22 protein-coding genes are annotated in these 25,959 nt (G+C 67.2%); 5 read left to right on the forward strand and 17 right to left on the reverse strand.

The genetic code is table 11. The features are described 5' to 3' along the window. Positions 1–277: 277 nt before the first annotated feature. From K8O92_30060 to K8O92_30095, 8 genes are all read right to left on the reverse strand, one after another. Positions 278–589, reverse strand: coding sequence for a hypothetical protein (locus K8O92_30060; protein UAK31931.1), 312 nt, complete (start codon positions 587–589; stop codon positions 278–280). A 130-nt stretch (positions 590–719) separates the two neighbouring features. Beyond that, positions 720–2,333, reverse strand: a complete 1,614-nt coding sequence (locus K8O92_30065; GenBank protein UAK36026.1) for a VWA domain-containing protein — start codon at positions 2,331–2,333, stop codon at positions 720–722. A 186-nt stretch (positions 2,334–2,519) separates the two neighbouring features. Then, entirely contained in the window at positions 2,520–3,740 is a 1,221-nt protein-coding gene (locus K8O92_30070; protein ID UAK31932.1) for an AAA family ATPase, read from the reverse strand. 742 nt (positions 3,741–4,482) lie between these two features. Then, positions 4,483–6,270 carry a hypothetical protein gene (locus tag K8O92_30075; GenBank protein ID UAK31933.1) on the reverse strand — a complete coding sequence of 596 codons (1,788 nt, stop codon included), beginning with the start codon at positions 6,268–6,270 and terminating at the stop codon, positions 4,483–4,485. A 10-nt stretch (positions 6,271–6,280) separates the two neighbouring features. Next, the gene (locus K8O92_30080) at positions 6,281–7,021 is read right to left on the reverse strand and encodes a hypothetical protein (GenBank protein ID UAK31934.1); all 741 of its coding nucleotides are present in this window, start codon (positions 7,019–7,021) and stop codon (positions 6,281–6,283) included. Between the two features lie 109 nt (positions 7,022–7,130). After that, positions 7,131–8,276: a lipase family protein gene (locus K8O92_30085; GenBank protein ID UAK31935.1), complete on the reverse strand. Its 1,146-nt coding sequence runs from the start codon at positions 8,274–8,276 to the stop codon at positions 7,131–7,133. Beyond that, complete coding sequence (locus K8O92_30090; protein UAK31936.1) at positions 8,273–9,514, reverse strand: cutinase family protein; 1,242 nt, start codon at positions 9,512–9,514, stop codon at positions 8,273–8,275. The genes K8O92_30085 and K8O92_30090 overlap by 4 nt, the downstream gene beginning before the upstream one ends. Then, positions 9,511–10,305, reverse strand: coding sequence for a hypothetical protein (locus K8O92_30095; GenBank protein UAK31937.1), 795 nt, complete (start codon positions 10,303–10,305; stop codon positions 9,511–9,513). Before K8O92_30095 ends, K8O92_30090 begins: the two co-directional genes overlap by 4 nt. A 715-nt stretch (positions 10,306–11,020) precedes the next feature. Between K8O92_30095 and K8O92_30100 the strand changes: the two genes are divergently transcribed. After that, a complete protein-coding gene (locus K8O92_30100; protein UAK31938.1) occupies positions 11,021–11,869 on the forward strand; it encodes a helix-turn-helix domain-containing protein in 849 nt (282 codons plus the stop codon). Between the two features lie 443 nt (positions 11,870–12,312). Beyond that, complete coding sequence (locus tag K8O92_30105) at positions 12,313–13,086, forward strand: helix-turn-helix domain-containing protein (protein ID UAK31939.1); 774 nt, start codon at positions 12,313–12,315, stop codon at positions 13,084–13,086. A gap of 341 nt (positions 13,087–13,427) precedes the next feature. Here the strand turns inward: K8O92_30105 and hisS are convergent, their stop codons facing one another. The 7 genes from hisS to K8O92_30140 all read right to left on the reverse strand — a co-directional run bounded on the left by hisS (position 13,428) and on the right by K8O92_30140 (position 20,412). Beyond that, positions 13,428–14,732 (reverse strand): histidine--tRNA ligase, encoded by a 1,305-nt coding sequence (hisS, locus tag K8O92_30110; protein ID UAK31940.1) that lies wholly within the window; start codon positions 14,730–14,732, stop codon positions 13,428–13,430. A 217-nt stretch (positions 14,733–14,949) separates the two neighbouring features. Continuing rightward, a complete protein-coding gene (locus tag K8O92_30115; protein ID UAK31941.1) occupies positions 14,950–15,816 on the reverse strand; it encodes a phytanoyl-CoA dioxygenase family protein in 867 nt (288 codons plus the stop codon). Between the two features lie 11 nt (positions 15,817–15,827). Next, positions 15,828–16,469 carry a 2OG-Fe(II) oxygenase gene (locus K8O92_30120; protein ID UAK31942.1) on the reverse strand — a complete coding sequence of 214 codons (642 nt, stop codon included), beginning with the start codon at positions 16,467–16,469 and terminating at the stop codon, positions 15,828–15,830. A gap of 86 nt (positions 16,470–16,555) precedes the next feature. Next, positions 16,556–17,569: a Gfo/Idh/MocA family oxidoreductase gene (locus K8O92_30125; GenBank protein ID UAK31943.1), complete on the reverse strand. Its 1,014-nt coding sequence runs from the start codon at positions 17,567–17,569 to the stop codon at positions 16,556–16,558. Further along, entirely contained in the window at positions 17,566–18,960 is a 1,395-nt protein-coding gene (locus K8O92_30130) for a B12-binding domain-containing radical SAM protein (GenBank protein UAK31944.1), read from the reverse strand. Before K8O92_30130 ends, K8O92_30125 begins: the two co-directional genes overlap by 4 nt. Next, entirely contained in the window at positions 18,960–20,123 is a 1,164-nt protein-coding gene (locus tag K8O92_30135) for a radical SAM protein (GenBank protein ID UAK31945.1), read from the reverse strand. The genes K8O92_30130 and K8O92_30135 overlap by 1 nt, the downstream gene beginning before the upstream one ends. Then, entirely contained in the window at positions 20,113–20,412 is a 300-nt protein-coding gene (locus tag K8O92_30140) for a PqqD family protein (GenBank protein UAK31946.1), read from the reverse strand. Before K8O92_30140 ends, K8O92_30135 begins: the two co-directional genes overlap by 11 nt. A gap of 390 nt (positions 20,413–20,802) precedes the next feature. On the opposite strand from K8O92_30140, the gene K8O92_30145 reads away from it, so the two are divergent. The 3 genes from K8O92_30145 to K8O92_30155 are packed head-to-tail and all read left to right on the forward strand — an operon-like array spanning position 20,803 to position 23,750. Next, a complete protein-coding gene (locus K8O92_30145) occupies positions 20,803–22,218 on the forward strand; it encodes a helix-turn-helix domain-containing protein (protein UAK31947.1) in 1,416 nt (471 codons plus the stop codon). A 10-nt stretch (positions 22,219–22,228) separates the two neighbouring features. Continuing rightward, positions 22,229–23,281, forward strand: a complete 1,053-nt coding sequence (locus tag K8O92_30150) for an asparaginase (GenBank protein UAK31948.1) — start codon at positions 22,229–22,231, stop codon at positions 23,279–23,281. Further along, positions 23,274–23,750, forward strand: coding sequence for a DUF296 domain-containing protein (locus tag K8O92_30155; protein UAK31949.1), 477 nt, complete (start codon positions 23,274–23,276; stop codon positions 23,748–23,750). The genes K8O92_30150 and K8O92_30155 overlap by 8 nt, the downstream gene beginning before the upstream one ends. A 446-nt stretch (positions 23,751–24,196) precedes the next feature. On the opposite strand, the gene K8O92_30160 is transcribed toward K8O92_30155, so the two are convergent. After that, entirely contained in the window at positions 24,197–24,547 is a 351-nt protein-coding gene (locus K8O92_30160) for a thiamine-binding protein (GenBank protein ID UAK31950.1), read from the reverse strand. 28 nt (positions 24,548–24,575) lie between these two features. Further along, complete coding sequence (locus tag K8O92_30165; protein UAK31951.1) at positions 24,576–25,904, reverse strand: hypothetical protein; 1,329 nt, start codon at positions 25,902–25,904, stop codon at positions 24,576–24,578. Positions 25,905–25,959 lie beyond the last annotated feature (55 nt).

Genomic DNA, 25,959 nt, shown 5'->3' on the forward strand with positions numbered 1-25,959 from the left:
TGGAATGCGAACGGCACGAGAGGAATTCGACCTGTCATTATTCATTTGCGCGAGACCAGGTGACTCACGCCGGCGACCTCGCCGCGGTGCCGCAGCGGACGAGGACACACTCCGGAGCACGCGGCCGGTTGCGGGTCGCGCCGCTACCGCGTTGCCACCGAGTTTGGCTCCGGGTTTGATCACGCCGCCCTCGTCGTGACCTTGGGTGTTCTTCATCAGGCGCATGAGGGTTTCCTGTTCGTGGGCTGAGTTGAGGTCGGTTGTGTCGCTGGCGGGTTCATCGAGTGAGGCGCTCGCGCAGGGGGCCGGTGGTGCGGTCGAGCCACACACTCGCCCCGTGCCCGCGCCCGCTCCGGCGCATCAGGTCGGCGGCACCGGTGGCGTAGGCGGCGATGTCGTCGGGGTGCACGAGGTGAATACGCGGGGCGGCATAGCCGCCCGTACCGCCGGTCACGTGCGCCACGGTGTACATGCCGCGCTCGCCGTGGGGGCCGGGGGCGTAGATGATGAATTGATCGCCGGTGATGGCGTTGGCGATCACGTAGATCGGCTCGAGGGCGGCGGTGGTCGGGATCGCGGGGTCGGTCATGGTTGCCTCCTGTCGTTGCCGCCCCGGTCGGGGCGGGGTGAGGGTTGGTGGTGGTTGGACCGCGCCGGTGGCCCGGTGGCGGCCCTGTCCGGGTGCCCCGGGCGCGGTGCGCGCCCGGGGCACCCGGGGACTAGGCGGCGCGTACGGCGGCGGTGGCGGCGCGGCCGATCGCGGCGGCGGTGGCAGCCGGGTCGGTAACCAAGTGCAGGGTCACCCCGTCCAGCGGCTCCGGCTCGCTGTCGGCCGGTGCCAGCCACAGCACCGCGCATCCGGCCGCGCGCAGCGCGTTCACGCGCGCCTGGGCACGGTTACGGTTGCGGCCTTGGTATTGGCCGTCGGAGATGATCACCAACAGCCGGGTCGCGCCGGGCCGGGCCAGGTCGAGGGCACCGTCGAGGGCCTCGACAGCGGTATCGATGGCGTGGAGGTAGTCCGGGCAACTGAATTCGGTAACCCGCGCCGGGGCGGTGCCCGGGTAGGTGATCGGTTTGACCGAGGCCCCGAACGTCACGGTCGCGGTCTGGGCGGGCATGGTAGCCAGCTCGGCCGCGCGGGCGATGATCCATGCGGCCGAGGCCGCTGGGGCGGCGTAGCTGCCCATCGAGGAGGACACGTCACACGCGACACCGACTCGCAACGGCGGCACCGGAGGGGTTTTGCGGGTGGTGCGGGTGAACGGCTCGGCGGTCGGAATCGCCCCGGCGGCGCGTTGGGCCTCCCGGGCCAGCGCGCCGCGCATCCGCAACCGACCCGGCGGCAGCGCGGAGGTCGTTTTCACCGTGGCCCGTTCGCGGGTGGCGGCGGTGTTGAGGGCGCGGGCCAGCACCCGCGCGGCGGTGTGCTCCTCCGGGCGGGCGGTGCGTGTCCGGCGCGTGCTTGCCGTCCGACCCCGACCCGACCCGTCACCGAACACCGTCCGCGCTTGCCTTGCAGCGTCTTTCGCGGCGCGTTCGGCAGCCTTCCGCGCGGCGGCGGCGACCTCAGCCGGGTCGGGGTCCACCGGCGAGGCGGCGACCGCGTTGCCTATGTTGGTCACGGTGTCGCCGATCGCGGCCCCCAGCGGCGAGGACGGCACCGGATCGGTGTGGGGGTCGGGGCCGACGATATCGAGCCAGCGTTGCCCGAGCTCGAGCATGGCGGCGGCGTCGGTGTCGGCCACGGTGTGGGCCTCGCGCCAGATGGCGCGCAACTGGTCGAGGGTGTCGGTGCCGAGGATGGCCTCGATCGCGGTGGCGGCGGGCGCGACCTCGGCCGCCTCCAGGATGCCGCCGTCGAGGCGGGCCAGGATGAGCGCGGCGTTGCGGGCCGCGTTGTAGCGGGTTGGGGGGATCTGGGCGGCGGCGATCGCGCCGCCGTTGTCCCCGATCACGATCTCGGTGGTGCTGGCGCGCAACCAGTGCCGGTCGTCGGGGCGGCGGCGGACCTGGGCGGCCTCGATCCGTGATTCCTCGAGCAGCATCGCGGCCTCGACCACCCCCGGGTGCGCCACCGGCGGCGGGTTCCACGCCGAATGTTTGGCATGCGCGCACTCGTGCACCAACGCGCCCCACACCGCCGGGTAGCGGTTGCGGTCGCTGTTGCGTTCGGGGTGGGCGGTGGCGGGGTCGATCTTGAGGCGGGAACCGTCGAGTTCGATGGCCGCGAGCCCCGGCACGAACACCGCCGGGTTCCCGAACGCGGCACCGGGGGCGATGCTCACGGTCAAATCGTCACGGTCGGCGATCGGCGGAACCTCGGCGGTCATCGCAGCGGAAAGGGTGGCCCATCCCCCGGTCACCGGCACCGACGCCGGGGCGGGGGTGGCAGGCGCGGCGGGGGCCGCCCCCGCCCCGGCGGCCGGGGCGGAAGCGGTGCCGGTGCCCGGGGTAGCGGGGGCGGTGATCACGTGGCCGGTCATGGGGGCAATACCTTTCGTAGGCGGGGTGGGTGGTCAGATGCGAGGGCCGAGGGCCAGCGGGACGTGGTTGGCGCCGTACACGCTGCGCACCACGGCGGCCACGATGGCCCGGTCGTCCTCGGGCGCGGCCCCGATCAAATTGGCGGCGGCCGTGGCGGAGTCGGTGGCGGCGGCAATCTTGCGGAACGCCAGCAGCTCGCGCAGCTGGGGCGCCCACCCGACCTCGCCCTTTTCCTGCCGGGCGGCCAGCTCCCGCGCCACCTTCACCGCCCGCCGTTCCACCCCGAGCTGGGCGGCGAGGTCGTAGTCGCTGCCCACCTGCACCTGGAACGCGAACCGGCTCGCCAACGCATCGGACAGGATCGCCCCGTGCACCCCCGGGTTGTGCCCGGCCACCACGAAGAACCCGGGCGCGGCTTTGACCACCTCGCCGCCGTGGGCTTTGATCACGATCTCCTTGCGGCCGTCCATGGCCGGGTACACCACCGACAGCACAGTCGGCGGGATGAGGGTCGCGTCATCAATGAACAGCACCCGGCCCTCACGCATGGCCCGGACCAGCGGGCCGTGCACGAAAACGAAAGTGCCATCCGGGTTCTGGGTGTACTCGCCGACCAGATCGGCGACCGTGGTGTCCCCGTCACCCTGGACGGTCAGCAGGTCCCCGTAGGCGGCCTCGATGAGCGAGGTCTTCCCGGTTCCGGGCGGCCCGTACAGCAGCACCGGCACCTCGGCCGCGCGCATCGTTTGCAACACATCGACATCGGCGCGCCCAGCCAGCTTCCGCACGTGGTAGTCCTGCCCGTTCGGCCGGGCCACCGTGTTGCCGGTGCGCGCCGGTGCCGCCGGGGCGGCAGGAGTGGCCGGGGCGGCGGGAGTGTTGTTCTTCTTGGGGCGGCGGCGGGCCGGTTTCGCCGCCTTACTGGCGGCCGGGGCTGCCGGGATGGCAGGCGCGGCCGGTGCCGGGGCGGCAGCGGTCGGGGCGGCGGCGGTGGCCGTGGTGGCGGTGGCGCGGTAGCGGCGCGGGGCCGCCGAGGTGCGTTCGGCGTGCCCGGCGGCGGTCAGCGATTCCAGCGCGTTGCCGACCGCGCCGGACGACCGGCCGAGCCCGTTGGCAATCTCACGCGGGGACTGTTCGCGGGCCGGGTCGGCGGCCAGCGCGGCGGCAACCATGCGGCGGAGTTCGCCGTTGGGCAGGCGACCGGCGGCCGGTGCAGCGATAGTGGCGGTGGCGGTGGCGGGTGTGGTGGGCATTGCGACTCCTGCAATTCCGTTCCGAATTCGCGCCGGTTTTCGGCATACGTGCGGCGTGGCCGCCATTCGGATTTCTGCGAATTTCCCGGCGAATTCCGGGAACTGGTCGACGCTAGCTCGACCTCGAACAGCCTCACAACCCCGAGAAAGGCTCAATTTTCCGGAATTTTTCCGGACAACAGCGAATCCGTCTAGGCAATATGGAAACGCGGCGCGCACATGCACTCGACAGCCAGGCCACGCCTCGGCCAGTAAAGCCCGGGAAGAATGGATAGATAATGATCAATAGAAAAAGGAGAACGAGGTGAGAGGAGGAGGCAGGCGACCGGGTAGTCAGACACAAGAGGACGCATCGAACCGGCCGTGAGAAACCGCCCGAGCATGTCTATACATCTTTGTGTATAGACAATCCCCGCCGATATCCGACCGGATATTTCCCCGATGACCTGCTGTTTCGCGCCGCGGGGGTGCGTCGTTCCAATCCGCGCACCGAATCATGCAGCGAATCTCACCATGGAACATCGCACGGAAATTTTTTCATCGAGCCACTCAGGCCGACAGGGACTCCATCCTTGAGAAAAGCTACGAGTGCCCGGTGCAGGAAACCCGATCCCTCCAGCAATTATCGAAGAATAGCGGAATGACACGAAAGCACGAACGATTGTTTCGTAAACGGCCGGAAAAACTGATTTCTACACTAATCGACAATCAACGCGAGCGGTAATATCCGACCGCATTCGACTCATTTTTGGGCACGGCGGAGCGTTTCGAGAAGCTGTCGGGTTTCCTGACTCGGGGACTGGCCGATTTCGGCGAGTCTCCGGGTCAGGAGGCTGTAGGTGCGGGTGAGTGCGGCGGTTTCGCCGAGGCGGGCGTGCAGGCGCAGGAGGTCGTGCCATACTGCTTCGTTGTACGGGTCGTTCTCGACGGTGGTTTCGAGCATTCCCAGGGTCGCGCGAGGGTCGTCGGTGTTGCGGGTGGCCAGCCAGCTCAAGGCATTCAGCGAGGTGCGTCGCGCCGACTCACGAATGGATTGGACCCAGGTGTCGGTGAGGTCGCTGGCCAGCTCGCTCGTCGCCAGGGCCGCGATGCGGCGGGCGGCGTCGGTCTGCTCGGCGTCGCTGCGGGCGTGGCGGCGTTGCGCTACCGCCGTGTTGAAGTCCCAGTAGTCGACGCCGAGGTGGCCCGAGAGCCGGACCTGGGTGCGATCTTCGGCGAGTACGTCGGTGATCTGCCCGCCGGTGGCGGTGCTGAGCGCGGCGCGTAGGCGGCTCAACGTGTTCGCCAGCGCGCTGCCGCCCCGATGTCCGGGCCGCTGGCCCCACAACAGCTCGATGAGCTGCTGTCGTGGCAGCCCTTCGGGATGCAGGGCGAGCACGGCCACGAGTTCGCGAGCACGCGGCTGCAGCTGTGTGGTGATCTCCACGCTTTCCCCGGAGCCGGGGTCGTGCCAGAAGATCCGGGTGGGCCCGAATACCCGCACCGTCAGCGCGGGCGCGCCGCCTACCGGTGTCGGCACCGGCGCAGTATCGGTGGAGGCGGTCTCGGGGTGTGAGCTCGGCTCAGGCGCCGCGGTGAGGTCGCCCTCCGCGAGCTGGCCGGCGTCCTCGGCCTCGACAGCGAGCACAGGCTCAGAAGGCGGTGCGGCGATGGTCTCACCGGCGTCCACCACCACAGGCGCACGCAGGCGAGGACGCGGGGTGGGCACGGTGGCGGGGTCGATGCTGTAGATCCTCGGCCCGTCCTCGCCGCGGCGTCTGCGGCGGTCCTGGCGGGCCGCAGGGGCCGCGTGAGGTGGGTCGAACTGGCCGGAGTGTTCGTAGCGGCGCAGCTGGATCTCCACGTCGATGATGGTGCCGCGAGCGGGCGGGATCAGGTGCTGGCGTGTGCGGCGGCCAGTCAGCAGGGCACGGGCACCGGCGCGGGAGGCGGGCAACTCTCCCACGACCGGGAACCCGATCGCGTCGATGTAGGCGCGGCTGCCGCCGATGACCACGATGCCCCGGGGGCGTCGACGCCGGGTGAGATCCAGGAGCCGCTCGGCGGCGGGCTCGGGATCGATGTGCTCGGCGCGCACCACGAACAGGGCGGCGTCGGCGGCGGCGATGACCGGATGCGCGGGCGAGCCCGGTTCGGGGACACCGCAATCGGCGAACACGGTCGCGCCGAGCCCGCGCAAGCCCCGGTTCGGATCGGTCAGCAGCGCAGCGGCCGGGACAGGATGGGCGGGGTCGTATTCGGGAGGCGCGGCCAGGAACGCCTCCCCGCCGGGCAGATGCTGCACGTGCTGGGCCAGCAGCTCAGGGGTGATGGGATGGCCGACGGCGCTTCGGCGGGCGAGGCTTGCCAGGCCGAGATGCGGGTCCGCGCCGACCATTTCGGCGAGCTGGCCGCCTGCGGGGTCGGCTTCCACGATGAGCGCGGTTTCGGGGCCGGGCCAGGTGTGGGCGAGCGCGACGGTGGTCGTGGTTGTCCCGGCGCGCGAGCTCAGTCCGGCGACGGCGATCAGGTACGGCGCCTGCGGCCTCATCGATGGGTTCCTATCCCTGCTTCTGGACGTTGGAGATCACCAACGCGCCCCCGGTTTCGGCGGGGCGGGTGTTGATCAGCTGGAGGTAGTCGATCCGTGTACGGTCCGGGCGAATCTCGGCGATATGGACGTTCGCGGTCGTCGGGGAGATCGGGGTGATCGCCACGCAGTGCCGGGTGCCGGGCGGGATGGTGGCGATGCCCGCGGCGAGGCTGTCGAAGACGATCCCGGTCTCGAGGGCGAGCAGCGGCATCGCTTTGGCCGCATCACGGTCGATGTAGTACGCGGCTTCGAAGGAGGCGATCACCCCCGTGAGGGTTGTGGGGTCACCGGCGCGGTCGGTGACCACCTCACCCGAGAGCCCGGTGCACGGGCCCTGCGCTGTGGTGGTCGGGCTGGGCGGGGCGGCGGTGGCCTGTAGCTGCTGGCCGGTGTCGGCGGTGTCGTCGGTCGAGACCACCAGGACACCGGCCAGGACGGCGACAGTGGCCGCCAGGGCGGCCCAGGCACTGCGCGGAAGCCGTTCGGCGATGTCGACCCGCCATCGGGGTACCCGGCCGCTGTCGGGGGTGGCAGGAGTGGCGCGTATCCGGCTGAGCCAGAACTCCTCAGGAGGGGGCGACTCGTCGGGCTTGTCGACGTCATGGCCGGAGCTGGTATCGGCGACGATCCGCAGGTCCGGAAGAGCCTGAGGTAGGTCGACCCAGGCTTCGTCCTCGTCATCATCTGGGGTGTGGGGGTACCTCGCCATTCATCTCGCCTCGCCTCGGATCGGGTTGTCTCCGGGCTACCCGCACCCCGCGAGGAAGAAAATGGGGGTCGCGGGGTGCGGGCAGGGTTCCCGGAGGGTCAGGGGTGGATCACGTGCTCGGCTCACTTCTGGCCTCGGCCGGTGCCGAGATCGGCTGAGACACGGGGCCGTTGGCGATGTCCTCGGTGAGCCGGGCCAGGACGTCGGAGATCGCGCAGTGTGCGGTGCTGCGGTGGTCGCCGTCGTACTCGCGCCAGTCGACACGGGTGCCGCGCTGCCGGTAGGCAATCAAAGCCTTTCGTCCAGCGCGGACGGGCACGATCAGATCGAGTTCCCCGTGGTAGAGATGCAGGGGTACATCGGATTTCACGTGTGCGAGGGTCTCCAGGGCGAGGACTCGACGCCACCAGTGGTCGTTCCACGGGTCGGGTTCGCGGCACCAGTGCGCGAGAGGTTGCGGGAAGCGTTCCAGTAGTTCGACGACGGTGAGGTGGCGGGCCTCGGCGGCAGCGACGAGACCGTCCTCGTTGAGCACGTGCCGCAGGGGCAGTTGGTCGTAGGCGCGAGCCAGGCCGATCAGCCCGGCGAACGCGAGCCCCGCGAGACCGGTGCGGGTGCCCCGGCTGACCAGCGGGGCCAGGACCGCGAGGTCGGAGGCGACTGCTCCGGCCGCGACGCCGCGCAGGTCGATCTCGGGGGCGTACCAGGGCTGCAGCTCCCCCGCGACCGCCGCGACACGGCCACCGTCGGCGTATCCCCAGGCCACCACTGGCGCGACCGCGACCCCGAGGTCCGCGCCCCGATAGACCGCTCGCGCGAGGTCCAGCACGCTGCGGGCTCCGGCGCGTGCGGCGAGGAAGGTGTGCGGGCCGCCTCCGGTGATGCCCAGGCCCTCCCCGTCCGGGATCGCCACCACCCAGCCTCGCGCGAGGGCGGCCTCGATACCGGTGGTGTCGGGTTCGGCACCGATCGCCAGCAGTTGCGACGGCGCGCAGACACCGCCCAGGCCGCGAAACTCCGGGCAGTACACCAGGATCGCGGTCGTGCCCGGGGTTGCGATGGTCTCGGGGATCAGCACGATTCCCGAGGCCGCGATGGTTTCGGAGCGGGCGTTGGCCGTGGCGTAGATGACCTGCCACGCCCCCCGCGCCTCGCTCAGCTGCGCGACGAACACCGGCCGTGTGCGCACGAGGTCTCCGGGGCGGTAGCCGTCGAGGGTCGTGACGTTGTAGAAGTCGTTGGTGCTGGTGGTCATTGGTGGCTCCCGGCGAGGTCGTGGGCGAGTGCGGTCATCCACGCGATGCCGCTGGCGAGTTGTCCGGCGGCGGCGTAGCCGGTGTGGCTGCCGTGGATGTCGGCGTAGCGAAGCCACACGCCCGGATTCGTCAGATCGGCGTTGTCGCCGACCAGCTGGCCCCACGCAGCCGACAACTGCCCGGCCAGCTTCGGCAACTGCCCGACCGGGTCGGAGGCCACCACCCCAGTGATCTGCCCCCACCGCGCCATTGCGGCAGCCGTCTCATCCGCACCCGGTCGTGGAGTGCGGGGGTCGGAGGCGTCGGTGAGCCGGTCGGCCAAACTCGCCGCGGGCACGTAATCGACGATCCCGGGCTCGATTCGGAAGTCGCTGTTCACCACGGTGGTCCAGGCGTCACCGAGCACACCCGACAGCAGCGCCTGGAGCGAGCCGAGCGCCGCTACCGGATCACGCAGATCCGCCTGGGCAGCGACCTGCGCGGCCACCCGCAACAGAGCGGCGCGATCAGGTGCCGCACAGCTGAGGTCGCCTTCGACGCAGACGTCGGTCACCCGGCCGGTCAACGCCCCGTACTCGACACCCGAACTGGTGGCGATCCCGCCACCGGCTGCCGGGGCGGTGGTGATCGCCACCCCCGACACCGCCGCCCCGGACGTGCCCGGGGCCGGGTCGGGAGTGAGTTGGCCGGGGCGGCCTGGGATCACCGGTGAGCCCGGGGCGCGGTCGGGATCGGAGTACAGCGCGATACCCGCCACCCGCTCGGGCGGGACGGGTCCCTCGCCCGCGCCGACAGCACGGGCGAATTCCGAGACCACCTGTGCGCCTTGGGAGAACCCGACCACCGCGAGCGCCGTGGCCGGGCAGTCGGCGGCGATCCTCGCCGCGGTCGCGGTCAGCGCGGCCAGGCCCTCGCCGACCGAGGCCGCGTACGGGGCCGTGCCGCCACCGGTGCCTACCGCGCCCCCGAACGCGGCCGAGTACGGAATGTAGGTGCGCTGCACCAAATCCGGGACAGCGGCCACCACCGGGCCGAGCAACGCGCCCAGCATCCCGGTGTCGGCGGTCTCGGAGGCCCCCAGCGAGGACTCGCCGGTGCCCTGCACCCCGAGGACCCACAGCACGGGGCAGCCCGGCCCGCCGATCGCGGGTGGTTGCGCCGTCCCGGAACCAGGCGTGCACAGCGCGCTCGTGCAGGCCGCCAGGACGGTGGCGGTGAGGAGACGGAGACTGGTCACGGCTGGCCAACCCCCACTCCGGCACCGAATCCCGCGCCCACCGTGCCACCGGCCAGCGCGCCGACCACGGCGGCGGGAAGCCCGGCCACGATCGCGCCCGCGACAGCGCCCGCTGCCGCGCCCAGCGCGGTACCGGCCACACCGGAGGTGATCGTGCCGATGACCGGCACGGTCACCACGGTGCCCAGTGCGGCACCGGCGATACCGCCGATCGTGCCACCGGCCAGCCCGCCCGCGACCGCACCCGCTGCCGCCGCCGGTGCACCCGCCAGCGCGCCGCCGATCGCGCCACCGGCCCCGGCTCCGGCGATCGTGGCACCGGCCACCCGGTCCGAACGCCCGGCCGGGATCCCGACCGAGTCCAGGAACGTCGCCGCCTGGGCCTCGGCGTTCGCGGCGACGTCGTTGATGGTGTCGCGGACCTCCGGGGGCACCCAGTCCGGCGAGGGTGTCTGCCATTGGCCGATCCGGATCGTGTCCGGCGGCGGCTCGATCGGCGCGACCGGAGGCACCGGTTCCGGTGAGTGCAATTCGATCACTTGGATCGGGGGCGCGGGAGCGGGTGGAGGCGCCGGGCGCGCGGCCGGACCGTTGCGGATCTCAGGGGGCTGCTGCAGGTACACAGGAGGCTCGGGCGGCGGTATATCCGGTGGCGGGGGCGGGACGGGGGCGGCGGTCCCGGGCTGGACCGGGGCGGTGACGCCGGGCTGGTCGGCGATCGGATCCAGCGTCACCGCACTGGCTTCCAGCGCGGCCAGCATCATCACCACCGGCACAGCGCCGACAGCCAACACACGGCCACCCCACAGCAGCCGACCCCCGTATGCGAGGGATGCATTCCCGTTTTCGGGCACGACAAATAACCCTTTCGATCGAATGAGAAAGGAGAGGAAAAGGATCAGTAAATGCGCGTGACAACGCGCGAGAAAGGCCGGGCGCCCCGGCTGCCCGACCGCAGCCGGGAGACCCGTTGCCGTATTCCCCGTATCAGGGGATCGGTACGGCCGATCAGATGAACGGCAGGACCAGGTTCAATACCTGCGAGGCGGCTGAGAGCACATTCGAGACCAGTGATGCGCCTGCGTCGAGCAGCGACAGGATGGTGTATGGGTCCACAATTATTCCTTTACCGAAGGAGGTGCAGTTGCACCACCATCACAGCCCCGAAAACCGCTGCCGCGCCACCCCTTCGAGGGGTAAGGATTCTGCTAGCAAAACCATTACCCCTCCGGCTGCACATAGTGACCTGCACCGACGGGTGAAAGGGGTAACGCGAGTGTCAGTAGGGAAACTTCCCGAACGCGTGTCCCCCTCGGCGGGCGAGCGCAGCGAATAGTCCGCGACCGCCACACGGAAGCCTTCGGCTAATCATCAGCTAGCTCACGGAGAATAATATTTGCCGAGATGATCTTCCTCTGGTAGGAACGAATCAACTCGGGGGAGTGAACCTTTCAACGTACCCCAAGCGGAAGGGAGTACGGAAGACCGTAGTAGGAGTGGCTTTACATGACCCGGACGACGAACCCGCACCATCCACGACGACGCCGCCAGCAGGACCGCACCAGTTCGTCGTGTGCGGAGATACCCGACCTCGGTTGCTGGGCACGCCGGATCCGCGAGCGCCGCAAGCTCCCGCGCCCGCGCGCCGCCGACCGCCTCCACATCAGCAAGGAGATGCTCAAGAAGATCGAGAACAGCGATGCCCCGTGCTCGCCAGTGGTTTTGAATCACCTCGTCACCGCCTACGACCTCGATCGCGCGCAGGAACGCTACATCCGTGACCTCGCCCGGCCCGCGGTCGCTCTGCCGCCGATCGAGGAACTACGCACCCGCACCGACACTCCCGAGAACCGGGCGACACTGACCTACCTCGACCGCCGCGAGATCGCCGCCGCCTACATCGATCCGCTGTGGAATGTGGTCCTCGCCAACGAACGGTTCACTGCAGGCCTGCCCGGCATCCAACAGTTCCGCGACAACATCGCCTTGTGGTTCTTTCACCCCGGCACCACCACGCCCACCGCCGAACCCATCGTCGTGCACTGGGACAGCGCCGCCGCCTACCTGGTCGCGACCCTGCGCGGCGCCCTCGGACGCCACCGCGAAACCCCGCACGCCCTCACCCTCTTCCACAACCTGCGCGGTGCGGCCACCTTCCGCGAGGCGTGGGACACCAGCGACGCCGTCGCTTACGGCCGCCGCCCCGAGGAACCCGTCCACCTGCGCGACCCCACCACCGGCGAGCCGTACACCGTACACATCCACCTCGGCTACGCCTCGAGCTCCCACGACGTCCGATTCTGCATGTGCTACCGCGAGCCCTACCCCCGGACCAGGTCTGACCGACAGTGTTAGCCGACACGAAAATGCCGATGAACCGCAGCTCACCGTGCCAACGAATGCGACCGGCATCGCCGTGCCGACAAACGCGCCGGTTGCCGCCGATGAGCGCCGTACGGGCACAAGGCCCGCACGGTCCTGGCCTCGCGGTCCGGTCACGTGCGCACAGCCGGAGGCATCGAGAACGCCGACGCAACCGGCATCGCCACTGCCAACGCCCGGCTGGCCAGATCGGCAGGCTGAGCGCCTTTTAGTAGGAATCCTGAGTGCCATACAACAGACCCAGGAACCCGACCCTCGCCCCACACGGCATGCCCCGAATCCCCTCACCACCGAACAGGAGTACCGAATGACAAGCAATCCCCCCAACCGCCACCACGACGCCGAGCAGACGCCTCGTCGTTCGCACGCCGGGGAAATCGCGCACGCGCTACCCCCGCACAGACGGGAAAGATGAAATGCGCAAAGCCCCGGCACTCGACGGGATGCCCGACTTCCACGACTCGCTCGAATGGCTGCGCCACCACCATCACCTCTCCCGCGAGTCCGCCGCCCAACAAGCCGGCTTCAGCAGCTCCTACCTCCACCAGCTCGTCCGGGATCGGACCTACCCCGGCCCTCGTATCTTCACCAAACTGGCCGACGCCTTCGACCTCGACCCCTCACAGCGACGACACCTGCACGAACTGTGGCACCCCTCCCTCGACCTGCCACCCGCCGAGGAACTACGTCAGCACCTCATGCTCCTGGGCATCCAAGCCCACCTCGACCACCTCGATACCCGCCAGGTCCTCGCCGTCTACCTCGACCCCCTCCGAACCGTGCTGCACGGCAACCGAATCTTCCACCGCATGGTGCCCAGCCTCGCCGAGGCCGGCAACAACTACTTCCAGTGGATGTTCTCCCCCGCCGCCCGCGACCACATCGACAACTGGGACAACGAGGCCCGCTACACCGTCACCATCCTGCGCGGAACGCTCGGTCGATACCGCGACCTCCCCCGCGCACGATCCCTGTTCCGGAAACTGCGGACCACCCCCGAATTCCCCCGCGTCTGGGAATCCACACCCATGCAAGTCACCTACGACCGCCCCCGCCCGACACCGATCCACATTCGTACACCCGGCACCGACCAGCCCCTCTCACTCAGCCTCGAGATCAGCGACTACCCCGACTGCCCCGATGTCCTCCTCGCCTACGGCCTCTACGACACATCGGCCATCGCCCGCTAAGGCGGCCCCGTGCGACGGTGGGTGTCCACGACGCTCGCCGCCTGCTGCGATCGATCAAATGGTCAGTCAAACAGTCGCCCGAGCAGGGCGCCCTGGCCGGATTGCAAATACCTCCTCTACGCGCTCAGGCAGGACGATCTCGCACGCCACGAGCAGGATGCAGCCGAATTGTCTTGGTGCATGGAGTCGTTCAACGAGCTGGTGGCTGCGGTACAGGCCGGACGGTTGCAGCTGCCGACGAAACAAAGCAGCGGCAGCCACTTCCGGCGCGCGAGCCCGAAAGTTCGGGCTCCGAATGACCTCGGTGTAGGTCCTGCCCCCTTTGAGCAAACTCGGACCGACTACTGTGGTCGATCGTTTGAGGTACGGGTCGATGTCTCCAGTTCGCGCTCATCGCTACGAACGACCGCGCCGTCTACCAGTTGAAGAATCGCGAACGATCCAAAAGAGGCCGCCTCCAGGCGCTTCAGTTGAGCGCCGAGCTTGCCGCTACGCCGGACAACTTCAACCGTGCGGCTATCGTGCCGCAACTCGCGCGCTGCCGAGAGTGCCTCCGCAACGGGGACGTCGGGTTCGACGAGGATCGCGAGGGCGTCGTGGCGAGCCTGGTGGCCGAGTAGGTTCACAATGCGTTCGAATCCGATGGAGAAGCCGCAGGCGGGTACGTCTTTACCGAGGGATCGGCCGATCAGCTGGTCATAGCGTCCGCCACCAGCGACCGAGCTGGACGACTCGGGGTGGGCGATCTCGTAGATCTGGCCAGTGTAGTAGCCCATGCCACGCACCAGGGTGGGGTCGAATTGCCAAGCGAGCGAACGTTCTTCCGCGAGGAGGTCCAGGCTGGCGGTGGTGGCAGCGAAGTCGTCGAGGGACTGCTGGGGCACGCTTGGCAGCGCGTCGGCCAACACGTCAAGGAGTTTGCCTGTCGGGGTGTCCTGGAGCGCGGCGATCTTGTCCAGTGCTGCGGCCACGGCCTCTCCGGGCATCTCTGACTTGGCGAGTTCGGCGCGGACGCCGTCCCAGCTGATCTTGTCGAGCTTATCCAAGGCGATGAAGAACTTGTCCCAGCAGGCTTCGGGCAGGCCGGAGTCTGCGGCGACAGCGGTGAGGAACCGGCGGTCGGACAGCCGCACGGTCACGTTGTCGAGGCCAACGGCGGCCAGGGCGCTGGTGGTGGCTTCGATCAACTCGGCTTCGGCCAGCACGCCGGGTTCGCCGATCATGTCGATGTCGCATTGGTAGAACTGGCGGTAGCGGCCCTTCTGGGGCCGTTCGGCACGCCAGACGGGGCCGACTTGCAGGGCGCGGAACGGGGTGGGCAATTGAGCGTGATTGTTGCCGTAGAACCGGGTCAGCGGCACTGTGAGGTCGAACCGCAGCCCGAGGTCGACCAGATCGGCGACGATGCTGCGAGGTTCGACTTCGGGGGGCAGGCCGCGACGCAGGACCTGGTAGATCAGCTTCTCGTTCTCGCCGCCCTGGCCCCCCTGCAAGCGGGTGATGTCCTCCAGGGCGGGAGTCTCGATGCGCTGATAGCCGTAGCTGCGGTAAATCTCTGTGATGGTCGACAGCACATGGTCCCGCGTGGCGACCTCTGCGGGGAGCAGATCGCGCATTCCGCGGGCAGGACTGTTGTCGACTTTCACAGGGCATCCTTCGCTGCGTTGGTGGGAGTAGCCCGGCTCACCAGAGTGGGGCCGGTGGCAGGTACATGGACATGCAGGTACTTGGACATGTTAGTCAGGCTGGGATCATGTCCGGTCGGCGACGTGTTCGGCGGCGGCATCGTGCTCAGGCAGCTGTTGGCCTGTGACTGCGAGGTTGGCGCGGGGAATCGCGTGCGGAACGGTCCGCCAGCGGTGACTAGAGGGTCTCGTAGGCATGGAGGCTTTGTTGTGCCTGGCAGAAGTCGGCTCGGGCTTGGTCAGTATCCGACCAGTCGTCGCCGTAGATCAGCTCCAGTTGATCGGGGATCGCGCCGTAGACGTCGCCGGGGCGGCTGCGCGCCCCGAAATCGCCCAGTAGCCGGCGGCGGCGCGGCGTTTGGCGATCGAGGATATCGACGTCGGGAGTTATCCAATAGTCGACGGGTCGGCAGAATAGTTGGCCGTAGCGCAGGACCACGCTAATGCGGGTGGTGTCGCTGGTGTTGGCTGCGACGCCATGACCGAGTGAGAGCGGGAACAACACCACGTCACCGGCATGCGCAAGGATCTGTCTGGGCTCGGCAACCTGTTCGAACGCGATCTTGCCCGGAAAGTTCGCCTGGTGGGAGCCAGGAGCGACGGTGAAGTTCCCAGCATCGGGCCTGGTGAGTTCGGTGAGGAAGAACTGGGCTTTGATCTGCACTTCCTTGACGCTGGGTGCGGCGTGGATGAGCGACGGGCCTTGGTCGGTATGGAAGGCCACGAGAGGCTCGGGTGCGGGGTATCGGAAGAAGATCTCCGAGCCGAGCACCTGCACGTACGGGCCGATGAGCCCGAGAATCCGGCCGAACACCCCAGGGTGATCGAGCAGCAGATCCAGTTCTGGGCACCAGCGCAGCGCATTCGCGATGCTCAGGTCTCGATTGTTGCCAGCGTCGAAGACATCGGCAAAATCGACGGCAGCGTCGCTGCTGTGCAGGTCGAGCAGCGCAGCGTGAAGCGTTTGTACTTCGGCAGGCGCGAGCGCGCCGCGGATGTGCAGATAGCCCTGTTCGGCCCATTGCTCGCGTTCGTCGTCGGTCATCAGCCGTTGTGTCATCGCTCGATGCCTCCATACAGCGTGGTGATCGAGAAGCGGGATCCGTGTTGGACCGGCCGGACAGCATGCGCTCGTGTGGGTGCTAGCGGGAGAAGCAACGCGGAGTTGAATCGCGGTCGCAACTGCCGTGTTTCGGGTCGCAGGGTCCATTTCTTCAGGGGAAAGAACCAGTCCGGATCGTCGTATTCGACGACCTCTTCGACCAGACCGACGACGGTTTCCCCGCCGTCACCTGAAGTCCAGTCCGCCGTGAGATTGCACACGACCGAGAGCCGGTACTCGGGTGCTGGACAATCATCGTGCGGGTCGACGTAGTCACCGACATCCATACGGTAGGGCGTCGTGGGCCGCAGCACCTCGAGAGGTTGCCCGAGCCATCGGCTCAGCTGGTCCAGCCACCACGGGCTAACGAACATGTCGAGGGCATCGAGCGCAGTCATATCGGGCGCGGCGGCCGTTGCGATGGGACTGTCCGGCATGTCGCCCAGACGCATTGCACGGCTTACACGTTTCGTGTCGCCGATTTCGTCGCGCTCGTAGTGGATTCCACGAGCCAGATGGTCGGCAAGGGAGCTGGCGTAGTCGGGATCGAGCACGTCATCTACACGGATGGCGACAAGTTCATCGGCGATGACCACCGTGTCCTCGATGAAGCAGCGGCCTGCAGCGACCGGACGCGTCTCCAGTTCGAATTGCAGTATTCGCATTGTCTTTTCTCCTCCGTTCAGCAGGCGCCGTTGAGCCGACCGAGGGCCTTCCCTCGTGGCCGGATCCAACGGGAGGTGGATCGCTCCGCGTGGTCATAGGCGGCGGTCACGAGCACGCTGATCTGCTCGACGTCACTCAGCCGGGAACCCATCGGCGGCTCACCTACTGCGATCCGGTGCAGGTCAGTGACCGGGCGCAGCATGGGCTCGGGCGCGATCACGGTGGGTTCTGGCGCGTCGAAAGTGCAGCCGTTCTCGTTCAGGAGGGCGGCACCTTGGTCCGCTTCGAGGGCGATCTGCCAGTCTCCGCAGCCAGGCCCCTCCTCCGCGTCGGCGAGCACCAGGCGCACCTCGACGGCCCCAGCACGGAAACAGAGGTCCGCTTCGACGTCCGCGCCGCGTTCGTTACGGCCAAAGACCGCCGTGATCGTGTTGGGGGTGGGGGCCGGAACGTCGGCGGGCAGGAACATGGCAATGACATCCAGTGCGTGGCTACCGTTGTCGATCAGTACGCCGTGCCGGGGGCCGGCGGACGCCCTGTAGGTGGGTGCTGTGTGGGCATACCTCGTTGCGTACGGTCCCGTCCAGCGAGCCTCGATTCGGCACAGTGACCCGATTGCCCCCTGTGCGACCAGCTCGGCGCTCTCGCGGATGTGCGGCTGATAGCGTCGGTTGAACGGGGCGACCCAGTACGGTCGTTCGCCGGCCAGACGCCGCAGCCGGGGAAGTTCGCTGGAGGTCGCGGCGACAGGCTTCTCGACCAGGCATGGCAGTGTGGCGGGAAGCCCCTCGAGTACATCGAACACCGCTCGCGGCGGCACCGCCACCACGACGGCATCGAGCACGCCAGCGTGCACCATCGAATCGACATCGTGATACGCGGTGCTGCCGAAGTCCTCGGCTGTTGCGGCCGCCGAACTGTGGCGAGCGGCGGCTACGCCAGCGAGGTTCATGGTTGGGTCGGTCACGATGTCGAGGGCATGCGAGCGCGCCGCGAGTCCGGCGCCGACGAGTCCGATTTGGAGGCTCATGCCGGTCTCCCGACGAACGGAAGGTGTTTCTGCACCTGCTCAGCCGCGTGGTCCCATTGGCTGCGGATCGGTTCCAGGCGTCGCAGATTGGCGGTATCGCGGAAGTCGGGAGAGCAGAACTCGTCGTAGCAGCGGCTGACCCAGTCGCGAATGTCCGTGGTGGACATGGCTTCGTTGTGGCAGACGGGCATGTCGAGCCAACTGGTTGTTTCGTACCAGTACTTGTCGGGAATCGTGATGCCGTACCGTCCGGGATTTGCGTACACGTCCGTGCCGGGGCGGGGCTCCATGACGTTGAACGTGGCGACCGTGGGATTCACGAGCCGGATGAAATCCATGGTGGCCGCCAGGGTTTCGGGGGTGTCCCCTGGCGCACCGACAATGAATGACGCATGCAGCTCCAGCCCCGCCGCCATGATCCGCGCAGCCGTCTTGTACAGCCGCGCAGGCGAGGTGCCCTTTTTCACCAGTCGCAGTGTCTGTTCCTGAACGGACTCGAATCCGACGAACACCCGATATGCGCCCGCCTCGATCATCGCGTCGAGCACTTGCGGGCGCGCGTCCTGTGCCCGCATGTTGCTGGTCCACGGGATCGTCAGGCCACGCCCCGTGATCTCCTCGCAGATCGCAACTGCTCGGCGCGGGTCGCCGGAGAAGGTGTCGTCACCGAAGAAGATCGAGGAGAACCCCATCTCGGCGACGGTTTCCATCTCGTCCGCGACGTGCGTCGGGCTGTTCCACCGGGCCGTACGACCAGCGATCGTCGTCGAGCAGAAGGTGCAGCGACTTGGGCATCCTCGGGCGGTCATGACGACCGTCTCGTAGTCGTAGTCGAGGTAGTTGCGCATGTCGAAGATGCTGCGGTCGGGTCGTCCGTATCGGTCGAGATCCATCTCCGGAGGCGCGGGCGCCGTCGTCCGGACGCCGGGTCCGTCTCGGAAGACCAGGCCGGGTACCTTCGCCAGCGTCGAGGTGCCGGCGCCGGAACCAAGAGCGTCAGCGAGGTCGACGATGCTGTCCTCGGCGTCGAACAGCAGCACGAAGTCGACGCAGTCGTGGCGGGAGAGGCATTCGGTGCCGATGAACGAGACATGCGGGCCACCGAACACAATCGGGGTCGTCGGCCGCCAGCTGCGAACGGCTCGCGCGATCTCGAGCGCGTGAAAGTAGCTCTGAGCGACGGAGGTGACGCCGACCAGGTCCGGGTAGATGTCGTCGAGCCTTGCAATCAGCGCATCGACGTTGTTGCCCTCGAAAGGCAGGTCCACGTGCACCACTTCGTGTCCTGCCCTGCGCAGCGAGCGCGCCATGTAGGCGTAGCCGAGAGGGGGATGCAACAGCAACGTATGCGGGTCGTGCGTGTAGTGCGGATTGACGAACAGAATCTTCATCACTCAGCTCCCAAGCGTAGCCGAGGCAGGCCCACGAAGACCCCCGGAGCCCGTTGCGGGGCGGTCGCAGAAATGGTCTGCTGCGCGGTGTCGAGTCCGTGAGGGTTGGAGTCCACGAATCGCTGTGCACCGCAACGCTCGTCGTACTTGCCGTTGTAGTGAAACGCCTTACAGCCGCCCATGCACGGCCCGAGCGCCGAGCAGGAGCCGCATGGTCCGGACGGCGGTTCCCGGCGGTCGGAGTAGCGGTCGACCAGCCTTTGCCAGATGTCGGCGAACGGCTCGTCGCGAACGTTCCCGATGGCTTCTTCTATGAAGTTGCAGCCGGACACGTTACCAACCGGGTCGATCGACACCATGCTGGTCCCCACATTGCACAGATTCGATCCGATGAACAACTCGCGGGCCGCCTGGTCAGTCAGCCGGTCGTCAATCAGCGTCAGCATGAAAGGGTCGTGGGTGTAGATGTCCAGCACGCCTCGGTGATCGAGGATCGACTGATACAACCGCTTACACACTTGCTGGTAACGGGGCCACAGGGTGCGATCGAAGACGCTGTGCAGGTTGTACCGGTTCTGCATGAAACTGATCGCGTCGACTCCGATGTCTAGGGCGAAGTCGACGATGCGGTCGACATCCTCATAGTTGTGGGAGTCGATGGTGGTCGAAAAACCCACCGTTGCCATGCCTTCCTGCTTGAGCATCCGGAGAGCCCGGACGGCGACGTCGAACGCCCCGGCCTTGCCGCGGACCCGATCGTGCACGGCGGGGTCAGTGCTGTCGATCGACACCATCGCGCGACTGATCCCTGCTCGGATGAGCTTCTCCGCGTCCTCGGGCTGGCGGACGTAGAAGCCGTTGAGCATCAGGGTCTGGTAGAAATCCAGGTCCCGGAAGACCGCTGCTGCCTCGTGGAAATCCCGACGGATCATGTTCTCGCCGTGCGAGTACACCAGGCTTGCCGCGCCCTCGCTGTGCAGTTGCTGTGCTAACTGCTCGATCTCGGCGAGCGTGAACTCATCCCGGTTGCGCCGGTACAGGGCGTAGCAGTGACTGCATTTCAGGTTGCATCGATAGGTCAGACCCAGCTGGACCAGGATCGGAAGCGGATGATCGGGAAGCTGGAAGTCGTCGGGCCTGACGAGCACGGCCTCATGCTGCATCGTCGCCCCGCTTCAGCAGCCCGGCATCGGTGAAGTCGGCGATGAAGGCGGTGACGTCGGCGGCGATCTCTTCGGGCGCCGCGTCGAATTCGAGGGTTAGCGCTTCGACGATTTCGCCGAATTCCTGGGGGCCTTCCGCCAGCAGACCGACGATGGCCGACGCGGATTCGTTCAGCTCGTACATCACGCCCTTGGCTCTGTCGAACAGCATTGTCAGGCCAGCGCTTGTCTTTCGCGCCACGGCGTGGGTGTGAAGAGAGATCTTGGTGCTTTCGAGTTTTGCGGACATGGCGGCCTCGCCTTCGAGCAGGAACGGCTTGTCTTTCTGGGTCGGTGCCCGCCTTCGACGACTCGGGCGGGCACCGACAGTCCGACCGGATCAGCAATGAGTCCGGACGTTGCGGGCGCGCCACTGCGGACGACGCCAGGGTCGCTTGACCTTGGCCATGGAGATCCTCCTTCCCCGCTGTTCAACTCGTTGTGACGGTTCGCCACAACGACTTTCAGGATCGCCACTTTCCATGTCCGACGTTGGCCGAATCGGGGCTGTCAGTGCGGACAAACACGCTTGTCCGCATGGCACCGGCCCCAGGGGTTCGATCTCGGTAGACACCTCGGAGGCACTTGAAGGAGACAAACGAGTAGCGGACACGCCGTCGCGATTGCGACAATCGACGTCGTGGGGCGGGCGCCGGATCATCTGCACGGACTATCCGCGAGCGGCGGGTTCGGAGCCGAGTTGCGACGACGACGGGAAGCCGGAGGCTATTCTCTCGCTAACCTGGGCCGACTCGTGCATGTCAGCGGCGACCTGATCGGCAAGATCGAGAAGGGGCAGCGGACGGCGAGCCATGACCTGATCCGGCAGCTGGATGACATCCTCGGCGCGGCGGGCGCTCTGGTTGAGTCAGTGCACCGCCCGCAGCCTCGGGCAGAAGATGTCGTGCTCACCACCAAATACGCTGCCGCAGCGATTCCATGGGCGCGAAAGATGCGACGTCCGTTGGGCCAGATCGCCATCGAAACCCCAGCTGGCCAACGCTTCACTGGTACATCCATCCCGGCCCTCGTTCTGCCTGCCGACAGTAAACAGGAGCGCATTCTTCTTGACGGCGGATCGCAGCGGGTTCGCGATCATGCCCGCATCCGGAGCGGGCTCGTGGTCGCCGCCGTGGAAACCAACGGGTCTTCGCGGTACTTCGGGCTCTCCGCCAGGGCCAGTCGACAACAGGAACTGGTGCTGCCGAGGGCATACGAGCTCGACGAGATCACGTTGGGAATGCTGTGGGCCGTCAGCAACCTCGATGAGGGCCTGCTCGATAGCGATGCGGAACTCGACGCGGCGGTTGCTGTACGTCATCTCTATGACGGTGCCACGGCTTCGGCGATCAGCCGGGACGACTCCCTTTCCCTGGTAGCTCAAATGTGGCTCGGTTCCGACTTCTGCGCCCGCCACATTCTCCACCATGCCGACCGGCTCGGCCAGACACCGCTGTACTGGACGTCAGAACGAACCGGAGAAGAGGCAAGTGCCTGGCTGCTGTTCGCACACAAACTCGAATATCTCCAAGAGACAGCCGCGCGCCATGCATCTGGCACCCCATCGATTCGCGCCTTCCACGTCTCGCCAGATCCATCCGGATCAATGCTGCCGGAGCGGATTCTGCTGCTCCTTGCCGCAGCGTTGATGGAATCGTTCCGCATTCGCGTCGTGGTGTGCCCGGACCCGCTATTCGATGACACGCCCGGATTTGTCTTGGACCCTGGCGCGACAGCCATACTCGCCAACTGGGTGCGGAGCGACGACGTCTGGTTGGTGGACATCACCGACAAACGAACGACCGTCCGTCAGTTCGCCGACGTCATTGGGCACGCCACGGCTCACTCAGCGATCGACGCGCCGGAACCCCTTCAGCGCCTGCACCGCCTCGCCCAGTACCTCGATATCGACTGGAACTGGGTCACCCGCAGATGCCGCGGGCTGGCCGGTACAGGCATAGCTGGACTGGTCCGGCCGAGGAGTCGCCTATTGTCCCTGGCTGGACTCGAACGGGCCTGCGCCTTCCTGGGCATGGCGGCGGTAGCGGGCGGATAGTCTGGCTGGCGTGTCGAACCCTGAAAGCCTCAGCCGAGTCGTCGTGTTCGGACTCGGTGGAACGATCGCCATGACGCCGACCGGCTCGGGGGGAGTCGCGCCCAGCCTCACAGCCGAACAGCTCGTCGCCGCCGTGCCGGGCCTGAACGATGCTGGGGTGAAACTAGATGTAGTGCAGTTCCGGCAGATCCCTGGGGCCTCGCTGAGCTTCGCCGACATCGCCGCGCTCCACGAGGCCGTCGCCGCAGAACTACCGAACGCCGCGGGCGTCGTCGTGACCCAGGGAACCGACACCATCGAGGAGACCAGCTACCTCCTCGACCTCCTTCACAATCGGCCTGAGCCCGTGGTCGTGACCGGCGCGATGCGCAACCCGAGTATGGCTGGAGCTGACGGTCCGGCCAACCTCCTCGCCGCAGTCCAGGTAGCCGCGTCCCCACAGGCGCGGAAACTGGGCTGTGTGGTCGTCTTCGCCGACGAAATCCACGCCGCACGCCGCGTCCGCAAAACCCACACCACCCGCTGCGCCGCATTCGAATCGCCGGACGGTGGGCCGCTCGGCTGGGTTTCAGAAGGCCGCGTGCACTTGGCTAACCGCCTATCTTTCCGAACTTGTCTGCCCGCACCGCCGACCGACGATGTCCGCGTAGCCCTGGTGTCCACCGCGCTCGGCGACGACGGCACCGTCCTGGACGCTGTCGCCGACCATGTCGACGGGATCGTCGTGGCCGCCGTGGGAGGCGGACATGTACCTGCCCACGTTGCTCCGCGCCTCGGCGCGATCGCCGAACGCAAACCGGTAATTCTCGCGTCCCGCACGTGCGGCGGAACGGTGCTGGCCGAGACCTACGGATTCTCAGGCTCCGAACGCGACCTGCTCGCTCGCGGCCTGATTTCCGCTGGGTTCCTCGACCCGGTCAAGGCCCGCCTGCTGCTGCACACCCTGATATGCAACCAAGCCGACCGCGACACCATCGCGTCGGCCTTCGCCGTAGCCAGCGGCCACGCCGATCCAGCCTTGTGGCCCTGGGCCGTACAGATGGCGGGTGCGGACAATGCGTAGCACCGAAGTCGCCATCGGCAGAACGTTTTTGGTCGTGTTCGATCACGGCGACGACTTCTTCCCTGCGCTGCAGGACTTCTGCCGCTCCAACAACGTCAAGCAGGGATTCATCCCGTCCTTCATCGCCGGATTCTCCGAAGTCTCCATCGTCGGCACCTGCGAGAAACTCGAAAACCCCGCAGCCCCGGTTTGGTCCAAGGTCCAGCTCGCCAATGTCGAGGCGTACGGCGGCGGCACCCTCGCCTACGATCCGGACCACGACATCATCCGACCGCACATCCACGTTGCAGTCGGCCTCAAGGAGTTCAGCGCCGCCGGCCACACCAGCCATCTCCTCGAGGCCTCAGTCCAGTTCCTGACCGAAATGATGCTTATAGAAGTGACCTCCCCCGACCTGAGACGCATCCCACGCCCGGACCTATTCGACGTTCCGCTTCTCCGGTTCAATCGGCAAGCAGACCACGAGTGAACCTCCGTTGTCCCAGCCGCCCAGGCAATTGGGCTGGCTTCAGCACCGACGAGTGTGACCTTCAGAAGATCCATTATTGATGGCCCCTGCAAGCCTCTGTCTCACGGCCGCAGAGATCCTTGAGATACCAGTCCCAGGGGACCGCGCTCATCGACGGCATAGTGACTGAAGTGGAATCCGCACCGGGACGCGACGGCCGCGGGGCTCGGTTGCACGATCGCGCAGGCGACAGCGGCGTTCGCGGCTGGCCCCCCAGCACCCAGGAACTCTTCTAGCGCTAGACTTTTGGTGTCCTCACCTGGATAGTGGTGAACAGCGTACGTGATGTAGAGGGTAGCCAGACCCACGAACAGTGCTGCGGTCACCGAGTGTCTCCTCCGGATTAGCGGAGCCAGGCAGCGTTGACTACGCGGTCGGCGCATCGAGGCGTGCGGATCAGTGGGGCATCAGGAATGGTCCCTAGCTGTTGCGGGTCGTGACGTCGGTGACGCGGGAGATCCGGTTTTCGCCGCCAAGTGCCGCTCCACCGATACCACCTTGCCGGTCAGAGCGTCGGTGACGCCCGGCCGAATATCACCCTTCAGCACGATGCTGCATCGGGGTGCGACAGCCATGACCGCGCCAATCGCCTGCTTGATCACCGCCATGACTTCGTCCCATTCCCCCTCGATCGTGGTGAAGAGGGCGTTCGTTTCGTTCGGCAGTCCGCTCGCTCGAATCACGCGGACAGCCTCGGCAACTCCTTCGCCGACGCTCTCGCCGGTCCCCATCGGCGTGACTGAGAAAGCGATGATCACGGCAGCTCCTATCGGTAAGGGCCTGAGGTCATGAGGCGTGGAGCAGATCGGCGATTTCGCGCCGAAGGTTTTGGGCGCCAGCGGAAGATGTCAGATGATCGGCGCTGGCGGCACGGTACACCAGCTTCAGGCCATCGAGGACGCGCGCCGAGCTAGTGCCGCCAGCGCTTTCGACCGCCTGGATTCCAAGCGCCAATCCTTCATCGCCATCCCCGTGGCGCAACTCCAGGGCAGCCAGCCGGATCAGGCTGAGCTGACGTGACCGGGCATGCTCATCGGACAAGTGGAGCGCTGTCCGGAGCCTGGCGGTCGCGCCTCGCACTTCGGCATTTTGGTGGTACGCGAGGTCAAACAGTCCTTGCGCCGTGTCCCCCTGAAGCAGCGACTCGGTGTAGTAGGACTTGAAGCCTTCCTGGTCGGTATCCGGATGGTCCTGCGCCTGCGCTTCGGCAAAGAACTGCTCGGCCTGGTCGACAGCCCGCATACACTCGACCGCATTACCGAGCTTGCCGAATGCTCGTGCCTGCACCGCCGCGATGTCGGCGCGGCGCAGCAGCGACAGCCGGTCGGATCGAACCGATGCCAGCCCAAGCAACGTCAGCGCGTTGTCGGCATTCCCGAGATAAATATCCTGACGGGCCAAGCATGTCAGGACTGCCGCGCGCAGCCACCACTCGTCAGCTTGCTCGGCGCAGTGCCACCCCGCGCGAAAGCTGGTGCGGGCTGCCTCGTGGTCGCCGCGGTCGTACTGTGCCCAACCGACGACCCGAAAGAACGTCCCCACCACCGTGTGCATGGCGCTGCGTACCGGCTCCGACATATCCGCCCGTAGGTAGTCCACTGCCACCCGGAGCTGCGCGACCATGCCGTCCCCGATGTGCATGCCAGCGTCGTCCGCGGCACGGAACAAGAAGGCCCAGTCACGGACGCGGTTGACGTGATCCATACCCACGCGTGCGGGTGCGTGGTCGATTGAGCGGGTGGCCATCGCGACCACATCGTCGGTTACAGCCGTGGCAGATACGGCTACCAGACCGCGAAGAAACTCAGCGCGACGCACATCATCCACCTGATGTTCTGGGGGCCATGCCTCCCCATCATAGGGTGCGCGAACGGCAGGTCCGGCGAACGAACGGCGACTACGATTGTGCCGCTCACGCCACACCGCCTCCCCCTCAGCCACGATCTGCTCGAAGCGGTCGCGGTCCTCGGGTGTCGCCCGCTGCTGGTAGGTCGTATCCAGGATGGCTTGGGTACCAGATCGCGGCGTGACTGCGCTCAGCCCGCTGCGCCAGTTCGTGATCGTGGTGGTCTCGACACCTAGCAGTGCGGCGAACTCACGGATCGACTTGCGCATGGCTTCTTGGAGTGCGGCGGCTTCGAAGCCGGTCCACTGTCGCGCTCGTACCATC

The sequence above is a fragment of the Nocardia asteroides genome, from assembly GCA_019930625.1.
GTDB lineage: Bacteria > Actinomycetota > Actinomycetes > Mycobacteriales > Mycobacteriaceae > Nocardia > Nocardia sputi.

Bases quoted from the DNA above. Each gene is read 5' to 3' on its own strand.
- K8O92_30060 (UAK31931.1), bottom strand. From the start codon at position 589: ATGACCGACCCCGCGATCCCGACCACCGCCGCCCTCGAGCCGATCTAC.
- K8O92_30065 (UAK36026.1), bottom strand. From the start codon at position 2,333: ATGACCGCCGAGGTTCCGCCGATCGCCGACCGTGACGATTTGACCGTG.
- K8O92_30070 (UAK31932.1), bottom strand. From the start codon at position 3,740: ATGCCCACCACACCCGCCACCGCCACCGCCACTATCGCTGCACCGGCC.
- K8O92_30075 (UAK31933.1), bottom strand. From the start codon at position 6,270: ATGAGGCCGCAGGCGCCGTACCTGATCGCCGTCGCCGGACTGAGCTCG.
- K8O92_30080 (UAK31934.1), bottom strand. From the start codon at position 7,021: ATGGCGAGGTACCCCCACACCCCAGATGATGACGAGGACGAAGCCTGG.
- K8O92_30085 (UAK31935.1), bottom strand. From the start codon at position 8,276: ATGACCACCAGCACCAACGACTTCTACAACGTCACGACCCTCGACGGC.
- K8O92_30100 (UAK31938.1), top strand. From the start codon at position 11,021: ATGACCCGGACGACGAACCCGCACCATCCACGACGACGCCGCCAGCAG.
- K8O92_30105 (UAK31939.1), top strand. From the start codon at position 12,313: ATGCGCAAAGCCCCGGCACTCGACGGGATGCCCGACTTCCACGACTCG.
- K8O92_30115 (UAK31941.1), bottom strand. From the start codon at position 15,816: ATGACCGACGACGAACGCGAGCAATGGGCCGAACAGGGCTATCTGCAC.
- K8O92_30125 (UAK31943.1), bottom strand. From the start codon at position 17,569: ATGAGCCTCCAAATCGGACTCGTCGGCGCCGGACTCGCGGCGCGCTCG.
- K8O92_30130 (UAK31944.1), bottom strand. From the start codon at position 18,960: ATGAAGATTCTGTTCGTCAATCCGCACTACACGCACGACCCGCATACG.
- K8O92_30135 (UAK31945.1), bottom strand. From the start codon at position 20,123: ATGCAGCATGAGGCCGTGCTCGTCAGGCCCGACGACTTCCAGCTTCCC.
- K8O92_30140 (UAK31946.1), bottom strand. From the start codon at position 20,412: ATGTCCGCAAAACTCGAAAGCACCAAGATCTCTCTTCACACCCACGCC.
- K8O92_30155 (UAK31949.1), top strand. From the start codon at position 23,274: ATGCGTAGCACCGAAGTCGCCATCGGCAGAACGTTTTTGGTCGTGTTC.
- K8O92_30165 (UAK31951.1), bottom strand. From the start codon at position 25,904: ATGCGCAAGTCGATCCGTGAGTTCGCCGCACTGCTAGGTGTCGAGACC.